This is a genomic window from uncultured Campylobacter sp., assembly GCF_938018035.1.
Lineage (GTDB): Bacteria > Campylobacterota > Campylobacteria > Campylobacterales > Campylobacteraceae > Campylobacter_B.
Window position 1 is genome coordinate 1 of record NZ_CALIJF010000301.1, and the last position, 12,557, is coordinate 12,557.

Annotated in this window: 10 protein-coding genes and 3 pseudogenes; 2 read left to right on the forward strand and 11 right to left on the reverse strand. The window is 44.3% G+C overall.

Translation table 11 applies throughout. The features are described from left to right. Positions 1–788: pseudogene (locus Q0257_RS09055) on the forward strand (hypothetical protein); the annotation flags it as partial. A gap of 28 nt (positions 789–816) precedes the next feature. Here the strand turns inward: Q0257_RS09055 and Q0257_RS09060 are convergent. The 8 genes and pseudogenes from Q0257_RS09060 to ribH all read right to left on the reverse strand — a co-directional run bounded on the left by Q0257_RS09060 (position 817) and on the right by ribH (position 7,937). After that, complete coding sequence (locus Q0257_RS09060; protein WP_298024259.1) at positions 817–1,674, reverse strand: DUF3108 domain-containing protein; 858 nt, start codon at positions 1,672–1,674, stop codon at positions 817–819. A gap of 348 nt (positions 1,675–2,022) precedes the next feature. Next, on the reverse strand, positions 2,023–2,193 hold the full coding sequence (locus tag Q0257_RS09065) for a hypothetical protein (RefSeq protein WP_298024261.1): 171 nt from the start codon (positions 2,191–2,193) through the stop codon (positions 2,023–2,025). An 84-nt stretch (positions 2,194–2,277) separates the two neighbouring features. Beyond that, a pseudogene (locus Q0257_RS09070) lies at positions 2,278–2,512 on the reverse strand (helix-hairpin-helix domain-containing protein). Positions 2,513–2,874: 362 nt separating this feature from the next. Further along, positions 2,875–4,626, reverse strand: a complete 1,752-nt coding sequence (locus Q0257_RS09075) for an AAA family ATPase (RefSeq protein WP_298024263.1) — start codon at positions 4,624–4,626, stop codon at positions 2,875–2,877. Positions 4,627–4,703: 77 nt separating this feature from the next. Then, positions 4,704–5,660 carry a hypothetical protein gene (locus tag Q0257_RS09080; protein ID WP_298024265.1) on the reverse strand — a complete coding sequence of 319 codons (957 nt, stop codon included), beginning with the start codon at positions 5,658–5,660 and terminating at the stop codon, positions 4,704–4,706. Positions 5,661–5,744: 84 nt separating this feature from the next. Next, positions 5,745–6,440 carry an orotidine-5'-phosphate decarboxylase gene (gene pyrF / locus Q0257_RS09085; RefSeq protein WP_298024267.1) on the reverse strand — a complete coding sequence of 232 codons (696 nt, stop codon included), beginning with the start codon at positions 6,438–6,440 and terminating at the stop codon, positions 5,745–5,747. Positions 6,441–7,090: 650 nt separating this feature from the next. Continuing rightward, positions 7,091–7,465 (reverse strand): annotated as a pseudogene (nusB, locus tag Q0257_RS09090) (transcription antitermination factor NusB); the annotation flags it as partial. A gap of 1 nt (position 7,466) precedes the next feature. Then, positions 7,467–7,937 (reverse strand): 6,7-dimethyl-8-ribityllumazine synthase, encoded by a 471-nt coding sequence (gene ribH / locus Q0257_RS09095; RefSeq protein WP_298024269.1) that lies wholly within the window; start codon positions 7,935–7,937, stop codon positions 7,467–7,469. Positions 7,938–8,441: 504 nt separating this feature from the next. Between ribH and sodB the strand changes: the two genes are divergently transcribed. Further along, entirely contained in the window at positions 8,442–9,065 is a 624-nt protein-coding gene (gene sodB, locus Q0257_RS09100; RefSeq protein ID WP_297942027.1) for a superoxide dismutase [Fe], read from the forward strand. Between the two features lie 538 nt (positions 9,066–9,603). Here the strand turns inward: sodB and Q0257_RS09105 are convergent. From Q0257_RS09105 to rsfS, 3 genes are all read right to left on the reverse strand, one after another. Then, positions 9,604–10,185: a LysE family translocator gene (locus Q0257_RS09105; RefSeq protein WP_298024271.1), complete on the reverse strand. Its 582-nt coding sequence runs from the start codon at positions 10,183–10,185 to the stop codon at positions 9,604–9,606. A 175-nt stretch (positions 10,186–10,360) separates the two neighbouring features. Next, positions 10,361–11,734 (reverse strand): sodium-dependent transporter, encoded by a 1,374-nt coding sequence (locus tag Q0257_RS09110; RefSeq protein ID WP_298024273.1) that lies wholly within the window; start codon positions 11,732–11,734, stop codon positions 10,361–10,363. Positions 11,735–11,743: 9 nt separating this feature from the next. Then, positions 11,744–12,557 (reverse strand): ribosome silencing factor (gene rsfS, locus Q0257_RS09115; RefSeq protein WP_298024275.1); only part of this gene is annotated, 814 nt, incomplete at its 5' end.

Consider the following 12,557-nt stretch of genomic DNA (forward strand, 5'->3'; position numbering starts at 1 on the left):
GCGGCGCAAATTTTCGAGATAGAAATTTAAACGACATGAATTTAAACTCAAAAGATGAGGTAAAATTTCAAAATTTAAACCCGGGCGGTGTTTCATCGCGGGGCGCTAAAACTCGTGATTACGATAAAGAACCGTTAGTCATCAAAGATTATATAACGATCGTATATATTATAACTATAGCGGTATTGCTTTGTTTTGCCATGTTTATAAATTTAGTATTTAATATCCCCTACGATAGAAAAGTTGCAAATATTTTACTTACTGTACCTTTAGTTGCCAGAGTCCTTAAGGGTTTTTCGCAGCATTACGGAAGAAAATTTATATTTTTAAACTCAAGCATAAAATGTATAAAATCAGGCGAGCAGCTCGTAATGAAATTTGATGAGATTTTATATTTCAAAAAGACTTTCGCATTTTTTTATGAAAGCGAAACACATAAATATACGGAAACGGAAAGAATCGCAGGAAAAACCTGTCTTGCCATATACGTACTCGCTTATATTTATGGTGCGATATTTGATGATTCTATGATAGTTTTCATAATGTTATTTTGCTGTATGGGAGCGGTTGTATTCATTTTTACACCGCAAATGATTTTTCATCTGTTTAAGGGCGGATTATTTTCATGTAGGTTTGTCGATGCTTTAATTATAGACGCGCTTTACAATAAATTTTTTATATTTATACCCACTAATAAAGAATATAACGAGCTTAAAAAATATATGGAACTAAAATTTAATAAAGACCTTGACGCGCCAAATTATCTTTTAAGAGTTAAAAATTTTTAACTCAGGTATTTTTCGAATTTACGAAGTCTCATTCCACAAGCCGCGCGCGGATATCGCCGAAGAGCAGCACGTCCTTCAAAACGGCGTGATCGGCGTAGCCGCGCTCGTTTAGGCTCAGGTGTAGCTCGCCTCGGCTGCTCGAAAATATCGGCTGGTTGATGAAAACCACGTAGATCGCCGCAGCCTGCTTATCCGTGCCCGCGCCGTGCCCTTTAAAATTTACGTCCGTTGTGCCGGTTTTCGTGTCTGCTCCGCTAGAGCTTGCGCTTGCCGCTGCGCCGGAGTTTGTATCCGCATCGCTAGGCGGCGCGACGCCAAGCTCGCTCGCGATATTTGCGGCGGCGCTTCCGCGCGGCCTTTCGATGTCGATCCTTCCGTCGGCGCTCTTTGCGCCCGCGGCTCGGACGAAAAATTTATCGCCCGAGTGCGGGATTTTAGAGAAATTGAAAAACAAACTCAGCAGGTCGTTCGTCGCAAAATAAGGCAAAATTTCATCGCTTACGAGCTGTAGCTCGCCGCCCGCGCCCTTGAACTTTTGAAATTTTATCGTTTTGCGCGCGTAGTCGAAGGCGTAGGTTTTGCGCTCGTTTTTCGTCGTTTTGCCCTTTTTGCGCGAGACCTCGTGGACGTAGAGATCGGGCATCAAAAGCCCCGCCACGACGCGCCCCTTTGAGCGGAAGCTCTCGCGCCTTTGCCCGCTTAGGCTGCCCGCGACGCCCTGCGCAACGGCATCCATGACGATCTCGTAGCGATCACCCTCGCGCACGAGCCGCGTATTTGCGCTGCCGACCGCGCCGAAAACGCCGAACGAAATCTCATATTTCGCGCTGATCGTCTCGCCCAAAACCGCGCTCGCGCACAAAATCAAAATAGCAAAAAATTTCATCCCTACCGTCCTTTCGCTTTGCTGCGCCCCCCCATCATACGGCGCCCGTTAAATTTACGCTCTGCGCGCCGCTCGTAAAGCTCGCGCGAGAATCTGCGTCGCGTCTGTAAAATTTAAGCCTAAAAGCAAAACTCGCGCCGCCTATTTCATTTTCTCCATAGCGCGATTAAATATCAGCCGTCACTCCTTGCCGTCGTGAAAGGCCGCCGCCTTGCCCGCCTAAAGATGCCGACTGTCGCCGCTTTTATATTTACGACGCATATACGGCTCGGCGCACGCTTGCCAGAAATCGGAGCGATTTTATATTTCGTGCAGGCTGCTTCATCGCAAAGCGTGCCTATGAATAAATCAAAATTTCATATTGCGGCTATGTTTGTACTTCGCACTAGCCGCTACGCCGCGCCCGTTAAATTTACGCTCTTTGCGCTGCACATAAAGCTCGCGCTTAAAATTTACGCCGTCGCCATTAAAGTGCTTGTTAAATTTACGCTTTTTACTCGGCGCTATTTTGTGCCGCAAATACAGCCGCGTCGGTTGCTTGCAAATTCGATCAAATTTAAACGGATCCGCTTTCAACGACCTGCGCGGGTCAAATTTGAAAATTTAATCCTTCCAAAGCCACCATTTCAGCTTGGCTTTGTCGGGACGAGGCGTATTTGCGTAGTAGCTGGCCTCGGTAAACGTAGAGGATGCATCTGCCGCGCCCGGAGCGCCTTTGTGCGTTCAAACATCTCATCTGGATCTGCGTCTTTTAGCGAAGCGATATCCTCGTAAGCAGCGCCAACAGATCCGCCTCTGTCTCCTCGCCGACATAGGGGATTTTCCCAAAATCGCTCAAATTTACCTCAAATTTCTTTTCAGCTCCGCCAAGCTCGCCGCTTTGAATGAAATTTTAAATTTCGTTCAAAAACGCCACGAGCTCGCTAAATTTTATCTTGCTGCCGTGCCGGCTCGCCTTTTGATGCATCCTTACCAGGCAGCTCTCGTAAGCAGACAGACTATGCCGGTCGAACCTCTTTCCGAGCTCGATGTGTTACTATTCGGTTCATATTCGCGCTTTTAACAGTTTGTCAAACTATGGGCTTTGCCCAAAACATTCTTAAAATAGTGCAGGTATAAAATTCTGCAGTTATTATAAAATGCTATTCTCTATTCCAAAATTACTAATCTTCTAAACTTAACATATCTTTTTAAAATTTACTAAATATTATTCTTTACTTTTAAAATTTTGACGTCATTTTTATTGTTTTTTATATTAAAGTTCCTTATTACATGCTGTTGAGTTTCAGGCGACCAGTAAATTTTAAGATATTTTTTTGTCCTAGTGATCGCTGTATAAAAAATATTGTGCGAGATATTTTCTTCAATCTCTCTTGTAATCACTATTTTTACGCTATCATACTCCAAGCCTTGTGATTTATGAATAGAAATAGCATAAGCCAATACAAATGGAATTTTTTCAATATCACCATCATTATCTGTATTTATATTTTTATCTACACTAAAACCAACAATAGATTTATTATCATTTTTAGAAATAAGTTCTAAGCCGGCAGTAAAAACATGACCGTCTTCAAAAATTTTATCGACTTCTACCTCAAAATAGAGTTCATTTTCTTCTGTTTTGTCTATAATTTTTATTATTTTTCCCTTCAAATTATTGTGTAAATCGCTTATAAAAAAATTATTATCCACAAATAAAATAGGATCTTCTACTTTAAATTCAAAATTTCCGATTTCAAAAGATTGATTTTTATTTACTATTTGTAAAAATTTATTAATATTATTTACCCCATAAAGACCATCGTAATTCAAACAAAGCACAATTTCATCATCATGTTCTTTCTTAAAAATTTCATCATTCTTTTCGTCTAGGTTTAAAGAATATTTACCCCATGCGCAAAATTCTGTTATTGTATTACCCTCATCTTTAAAATTTCTAACACTCTCCCAAAATTTTAACAACTCATCGACATTGGTTCTGTACGGCTTTTTAAGCTCAAACAGGCAATATTTTGGTAAAAAATCTCTTGCTATATTAAACCAGGTACCATACTGTATAGCCTCTATTTGATACGTATCTCCGACTAAAATTAGTTGTTTAAATTTGGCCTTTTCTATTATCTTTACCATATCGGCATTACTAACGGTGCTGCACTCATCAATAAAAAGCAACTCACATTCAATATCTTGACTTTTATCGCCTAAAAATTTTGTAATCGTCCTCGTATTAGCATTATTGGCATTATCGACTTTCGTTTTTAGATTTTCTATAGCTGGATTTGTTTGGGCTAGAAAAATTTGCTTTTGAGACGTATATAAATTTGAAATATAGTTTATTAAAGTCGATTTTCCAGTCCCAGCGGCTCCATAGATAAAAGCAACTTTTGATTTTAAAAAAATCTTATTTATGACATCTATTTTTACTTCGTCATCTATATATTTTTTACAATCCTCTATCTTGGACGCAATAAATTTATCGTAATCAATTATGCCATTTTGAGCCAACTGTTTTAATTGTGTAAGAATTTTTATTACATTTTCTTCGTATTCTTTAATGTAATAGTTTCCATTCCAATTACAAATTGCTCGATCTTTATGCTTTTCATAAAGTAAGTTATTAAAATTCTGAACCAAATTATCCAAATTATTAAAATAAGATGATAACTCCTTCTTTTTTGTGTATAAAACTCCGTTGTCTTGAGTATTTTGAATTATAAATCTAGCCAGAAACTCGTGCTCTCTATTTTTATACTCAATGCATTCAAGCAAGTCCGATATTTTTGGATTGTGTCCGCACAGACTTGAAACAAACGGCATATCGTCAAAAGGAATGCTTTCATACTTTAAATATAAATTAGATAATATATAATTTGGCTTATCATTTATTAAGCCCGTCGAGTAATTATATTTTGGTTTTAAAATTTGTTCTTTTATAATTTTGTTATTCATTTTATAGAGTAAATATCTTAAAACATTGGAACCTTTGGAATTGTTTAAACAAGCATCTCTACATTTATTTAAGATATCTAGAAAAAATGTCTGTATACGCCCACTACTAATTTCTTGTTTAAATTTATCATACTCACTGTCTTCAAAATAAATGATATCAAGTAAATTGCAGTCATTCCTTTAATATAGTCATTAATCCTCTGTATTTCAGTGCTTGAACCAAAATTGCCAACCGTTTTTGTAAAAATATTAGCAAAATTTTCAAATTCGCATGGTCTTATCGACACTACAATATCCGATATAAGCAGAATAGGCATACTCTTATTTTGAATAAATATATTGGTTTTATCAAGTACTGCTTTTATTGCATAATTGCCATTTATGCTTGTTTTACTAAAAGCCACTATGCGACTAAATTTACTAACATTATCCGTAGCGTTGGTTAAAGTAATCTCATAAATAATTTCTTCTTTTATAAAAACGGGCTTGATTTTCCAAACATAATACCTATTTTTGTTGCTCTTATTTGAACTTAACTTAAAATCTTCAAATTTATTTAGCTCTAATAGAATTTTCTCATAATACTCGTCTAAATTCTTATCTAGTCCTAATGGAAACTTATGTAAATTATTAAGGATTTTTAAATTAAATTTTTTTATACAAAGTTTTTTTAAACGCAACATGTATTCATAATATTTTAACATCAATCGTTCTGAATTATTCTTATCATGTGTATAGTGAGATTCTGATATCTGAAGTAAATTATGAAATTTTATTATGAATCTAAATTCGTTGCTTATACTAGCTACTCTGCTTGGTATTGACGGTATTTTTTTCTTTGCTTCTTCTAAACTTATGTTATCATCTAATCCATTAAGACATAGATTTATATACATCGAACAATGTTCTATTAAATTTCTAAGCTGAGGAAGAATATCTTGTGACAAAAAACCACGATCTTTGAGTATCGAATTGTTATCTATACTTTTACAAATATGTTCATCAATGGCTTTTATTTGATCTAAAATTTTCATAATTTCTCCTTATAACTTAGAAATATTATTAAAAATATGTCGGAAAGCTTTTCGCGCTTATTTTTCTTTATTAAAACACTGCTTTTATAACTCATAAATTTGCCTTAAAATCCGCTCGCAAATTTCGCGCGGATCGGCGCTTTGATAGATCGGACGACCTACCACGATAAAATCAGCCCCCGCCTCGCGCGAGGCGCCCAGATCCGCTACTCGCTTTTGATCCCCCGCACTCTCGCCAAACGGCCTTACGCCCGGGCAGAGAGTGATGAATTTTGCGCTCGTTGCGTCCTTTATCAGGCGGCTCTCGAACGCCGAGCAGACCATGCCGTCAAGCCCCGCTTCGTAGCTCATCACGCTAAATTTTCGCACGGCGTCGCTTAAATTTTGCTCGTAAACCGCGCTAAATTCCATCTCGTCAAAGCTAGTTAGCGCAGAGACTGCAAGCACCAGCGGACGCGAAGCTAGCTTATCCAGCCGCTCCATCACGGTAGCCATCGCGCGTTTGCCGCTGCTTGCGTGTACGTTTATCATATCTACGCCGAGCCTGGCGATCTCCTCGGCGGCGTCTGCCATCGTGTTTGGGATGTCGTAGAGCTTTAGATCGAGGAAAATTTTAAAATTTCCGAGCTTTTTTAGCTCCTCCACAAAGCCTGCTCCGTCGCGCAAATAGGCTCGCAAGCCCACTTTTAGCCAAATTTTATCCGCAACGTCCGCAAGTCCCTCCGCTAGCTGTAAGCACTGCTGCTTCGAGCCCAGATCAAGCGCGACGCAGAGCTTCACTGCTTATCCTTGCCGCGTACTGCGCCTTTGTTGCCCGCGGGTCTTTTTGAGAGGGTGCCTCTGCCGCCAGCAGATTTTTTCGGCGCGGTAAAGCTTTTACGCCCAGCGCTACTTTTTGGTGCAGTATTTTTACCAGCAGCGCTCTTTTTCGATGCCGCGTTTTTGCCGACTTTGAAATTCCTATCAGCGCCCTCTTTTTTCGACGCGGCGTCTTTGCCTCGTTCGCCTGTCTTAAAATTTTTACTTCGTTCGCCCGTTTTGAAATTTTTGCCCGTTTTCTCCGTCTTAAATTTATCTCCGGTCTTGAAATTCTTCTCCGTTTTAAATTTTTTGCTCGCGGCGGATTCGGATTTTTTTGCGGACGCGCTGCGAGTTTTCAAATTAGCGGGCTTTTTAGACGGTCTGCTTCTGCTTGCCGTAGAATTTTTCGGCGTACCGCTCCGCTTTGCCTTAGTAAAATTTTTCGTCTCGCCGTCCGCGCCTGCGGGGATGAAATTTTTCGCCGCAACGTTGCTGTCCGAAATAGCGGAGTTTTTCACCGCAGCGGGCTTGGAATTTTCGCTTGTCGTCGAGGATAGCTCGGAATTTACGCTTGCCGTCGTATTCGGCTTGGAAATTTTATCCGCCGCGATATTTACGGGGCTATCTTTTAGCGCGTCCAGCACGCCGTTTATAAATCTTGGCGAGATGCCAAGCTCTTTGGCGGAGTTGATCGCTTCGTTTATGACGATGCCCGCATCCGTGTCCGTAAAGCGCAGTTCATACGCCCCGAGTCGCAGTATCGCGCGCTCCAGAGCCGAAATTTCGGCGAGCTTGAATTCCTTTAAATTTTCATCTATCAGCGCATCGACTGCAGCGAGATTTTCGCTAGCGCCGCGCAGAAGCGCCAGCGTCCAGTTGCGCTGCTCGTTGCGAATGCGCTTTTCTTCCAGATACTCGTCCGCAAAGTCCTCGCCGCCGCCGTTCATATCCCGGGAGTAAAGCAGCGAGATCGCAGCGAGCCTGGCTTGGTGTCTGGTGGCCATTTTACGCCTTTATGTTGCGAAATAGACTTAGAAGCTCGATCGCGCTGCTCATCGCTTCAAAGCCCTTGTTGCCAGCCTTCGCGCCTGCACGCTCGATCGCTTGCTCGATATTATCGGTAGTTAACACGCCGAAAGCCACGGGCGCGCCGTATTTTAGCATGGTGTTTGCGATACCTTTGCTTACCTCGGCGCTTACGTAGTCAAAATGCGGAGTAGAGCCGCGGATCACCGCGCCTAGGCAGACGACGGCGTCGTAGAGCTTGGAGCTTAGCGCCTTTTCAAGCGCGAGCGGGATCTCAAAAGCGCCAGGCACTAGCATCAGGCTTAAATTTTCCTCCTTGCCGCCGTGACGCAAAAACGCATCGTGCGCCCCCTCGACTAGGCGATCGGTGATGATGTGGTTGAAGCGGGCGTTGATGATTAGGATCTTTTCGCTGCCCTTAAGAGCAAGCGAGCCTTCGATGATTTTCATGGTTTTCCTTTGCGTTAAATTTAGCGCTAAGCTTAGCTAAATTCGCCAAAATTCTAAATTAATTTCAGCATCGCGGCGCTTGAAATCATGAGAAATAACAGGCGCTTTGCGCGCAGAAATTTTCTCGCGGCGAACGAATATGCCTAAGATCACGGCACCGATTGTGTCGATCCCGTGTATAGGACGTATGCGAGCGCAGCGCTATGTATTTCAAAGCAAGCATAAATATAAAAAGTTCGCAATTACGCAGATGACGGTAAATAGCCGCTCATGCGTATCGGCAGCGCGCTTAAACCCGTACGCCCGGTCGTACACAAAAAGCGCTCCGATGAGGGTAAAGCGAAGCTTTGGCGTTTATAGACTGCCTAAATTTTAAATTTAAAGCGCGATTGCGATGGCTTAGATTGAAATTCATCTTAAAATTAATCCTAAATAATAAATTTTATTATTCGTTTAGAAATTTTAGGCTATAATCGCTTCAAAATTCATTTCAAGGAGAGAAAGATGTTTAAACTTAGAGAGTTGCCGTTCGATGCGGCGCACAACGCGGTCGTAAGCAAGCAAACCTGTGATTATCACCACGGCAAGCACCATGCGACCTACGTGGCAAATTTAAATAAACTTACCGAATCGGGCGAGTTCGCGGGCAAGGGGCTTTATGAGATCGTAACGGCGGCTAGCGGCGGGCTTTTCAACAACGCAGCGCAGGTTTACAACCACGATTTTTACTGGGATTGCATCGCAAAGCCTAGTGAGCCGTCTGCGGAGCTAAAATCGGCGCTAGCGGAAAATTTTGCGGATTTTAAAAGCGAGTTTTTGGCTGCCGCTACGGCGCATTTCGGCTCGGGCTGGGTGTGGCTCGCTTACGATCCGAAATCGGGCAAGCTTTGCATCAAAGCGACCCAAAATGCCGCTACGCCGGTAACTGAGGGGCTCGTGCCGCTTCTAGTCGTGGACGTTTGGGAGCACGCGTATTACATCGATGAGCACAATGCGCGCCCGAAATATTTGGAGAAATTCTACGCAGGCATCAACTGGGAGTTCGTCTCAAGCGCCTACGAATGGGCTAAAAAAGAGGGTCTCGGCTCGGTGAAATTTTACATCGACGAGCTTCACGGCAGAGATTAAATTTTAAAATTTAAGCGGATGCGGCGATACAAAAATCTGAGTCCATTGCGCTTCGCTTGCGTGAATTTTAAATTGCGCGGGCATGTCACAAACGGAAGCGGTGCTACCCGCAGAGCTAAAATCCGTTTAAGCGCATAATCCGAGTAGAGCGGATACGGCTCGTGCAGTACACAAAGCTGAAATCTCTTAAGCGCTCGTAGGTTCGCTATGGGTTGGCTGCGGACACGGCGCGAATAGGGCAGCACTCACTATTTGTAGCACCGAAATCGCTTAAACATGCCGCATGTTCGCCATGGACACAGATCCGCTGCGGACGATAACCGCTGCCCGCAAATCGCTTAGACGCACCGTAGGCAACCCTGGGCGATAGCCGCTGCGGCGCTTGGCACACGCGATTGATCGCTTAAAATTTTAATTCAAAGCTAACGGCTAAATTTTAAGAGCTTTTCTTGAGATTTAGCCGCAGCAATACCGCTTTTCAATCTATCTTTTAAATTTAAAAATTCATCAAAGCTCGGGCGCCAAGTCCAATCAAAATTTAACCCAAAATCATCCATAGCCCGATCGCACACATCAGCACAGAGCAGAAAATTTCGAGATATTTCAGATGGGTTTTTAGCAGATTTTTTAGCACCGCTCCGCCCAGCGCGTAGATGCTAAGGCAGATACTTTCGCTTATGCACAGCGTAGCGACGAGGGCGAAGGTGCGCGCGCCGAAAAGGTTGTCCGCGTCCAAAAACGGCGGAAAGAGAGCGGTGAAAAATATCCACGCTTTGGGGTTTGAGACCGCGACTACGAAGCCTTGTAGGAAGATATTTTCGCTGCGCTTCTGTTTTTGCAGCTTAAAATTTCCGCGCGCTAAAAAGGTCGCGATGCCCAGATAGAAAATGTACGCGCCGCCTAAAATTTTAATCGCGCTAAGCGCCGCAGGGTGCGCAAGCAGAATGCCCGCGACGCCAAATATACACGCAAGCGCCACGAGCGCGACGCCCAGCACCTGCGCGAGTAGCGCGGGCAGCGCCTTAAGATAGCCGCGCGCGATGCCGAGATTTAGCGCGTAGGTCATGTTGATGCCCGGCATCAGCGATATCGGAAAGATCGTAAGAAAAAACAGAAGCATTGAAAACCCCTAAATTGCGGCTAAATTTTAAATTTATCGCGCGCCTGCCACGGAAATTTTAAAGTGTGGCGGCAAATGAAATTTTAAAATTCTATCGCGCCTTGGCATAAAATATATTGCGGCGAAGTGAGCCGCACTGCCGTGGACAAATTTAAAATTTAAAACTCTTGCGGCTTTAAATTTGGCCGAAAATCCCGTACCCGAAGATCACCGCGATGATGAGCGGCAGGATAAATTTGACGTATAAAAACCAAACTCCCGCGAGCCGCGCGCTTAGATCGCCTTCGTTGGTGAGCTCGTAGATCGCGTCCTTTTTCAGCACCCAGCCCACGTAGATGCAGCACAGAAGCGCCGTTAGCACGAAAAATACGTTCGCGCTTACGAAGTCGAAGGCGTCGAAAACCGAGCGCCCTAGAATTTTAACGTCCGCAAGCACGCTGCTTGAGAGTATGCAGGGCAGGTTGCCGAGCACGAAGACGCCGCCGAGCGTTAAATTTACCGCCTTTAGCGTTGAAAATGAGAAGCGCTCCTCGACGAAATTTATGATGACCTGATAGATCGTGATCGACGTCGTAAGCGCGGCGATGAGCAAAATCGAGAGAAAGACCACTGCGACGGCGTTGCCGAATGGCATATGCGAAAACGCGATCGGCAGGCTCTTAAAAACCAGCGACGAGCCGCTGCTCGGCTCAAGCCCCGCGCTAAAGAGCGACGGGAAGATCATAAAGCCTGCAAGCACGGCGATGAGCGTGTTTACGACCGCGGTGATGGTGGCTGTTTGCATCAGCTTCTCGTCTTTGTTTAAAAAGCTCGACAGCGTGATCATCACGCCGAATCCGAGCGAGAGCGCGAAAAAGACCTGTCCCAAAACGTCGATCAAAAGCTTGGGCGTAATTTTGGCAAAATCGACGCCGAGGTAAAATTTCACGCCCTCCTTTGCGCCCTCAAGCGTTAAATTTGTAAGAATTACGGCGATGAAGCATAAAAATAGCGCGGGCATTAGAAATTTTACGAATTTTTCGATCCCCTCGATGATGCCGTTTTTCAAAATGTACCAGTTGATCGCTATGAAAACGATCGTGTAAGCTCCGACGCCGAGCGGGCTATTTTCGATGTGATCTGCGTAGAATTTTTGCGTAAATGCGGGGTCTGTGATCCGCGCGGAGAGGTCGAAGTTGCCGCTTACGATGTTTACGATATAGGTTAGCACCCAGCCGCCGAGAACCATATAGTAGGCTAAAATTCCAAACGCACCGATTACGCCCATGATGCCTACGATCTTCCATGCGGGCTTTATGCGCGAGCCATCCTTTTTAGGCGCCGTGAAGGCATCGACGCAGTTTCTTAGCGCGCGGCGTCCGATGACATTTTCTACCAAGATCATCGGGATTCCAAGCACGATCATCGCGATGCAAAATATGAGCACGTAGGCGCCACCACCATTTTCGCCGACTAAATACGGAAACCTCCACGTGCAGCCAAAGCCGATCGTGGCGCCTGCGACGGTTAAAATATATGTGAGCTTGCTGCTCCATGTCTGTCTCGGCACGCTCCCTCCTTAAAATTGCTCTTTTTTGAGCTTGTCGAGGAAGTCCTCGATATTGTATTTGGCGCGGTAAGTCTCGCTGATGAGATGGACTATGATGTCGCCGAGATCGACGACGCTCCACTCATCGCCGCTTTCGATAGCCAAAAACTCCTCGCCGAGCGGCTTAAGCACGCTTTTTAGCTCCTCGATGAGCGAGGCTGCGTGGCGGGCGGTCAGCATAGTGGCGATAACTACGAATTTCGCGATATATTCGCGCCCCTCCATATCGATGATCTGGACGTCTTCGGCTTTCTTTTCGTTTAAAATTTCGGCGATCCGCTCCGCCCTTTGCTTTGGATCTTGCATATCTTTCCTTTTATAAAATTTTATGACCTCTGCTGCGATCTTGGGCGGGATTTCGCCTTTGAAATCTCGCCTAAAACCGCTTGAGCTCGCATCTACGGCAATCTCGATCCGCTTTAGGCTCGCCCACTGCCGCGGGATCTCGTAGCCGGGCCGCGTAAGCACGACAAACTCCGCTAATTTTTGCAGCTCGCTAAAGTCGCGCCATTTATGAAGCTCGGCTAAATTGTCGGCCCCCACGACGATGTAGAGCTTTGGTGCTTCGCCTATATGGTTCGCGCTGTTTGCTTTGCTTGCTTCATCTGCACTGCTCACATCGCTCGCGTCATCCGCGTTATTTACGCCGCCTGTGTCACCTGTGTTATTTACGCTACCCACGCAATTTACGCCGCCTGTGTCACCTGTGTTATTTACGCTACCCACGCAATTTACGCCGCCTGTGTCACCTGTGTTATTTACGCTACCCACGCAATTTACGCCG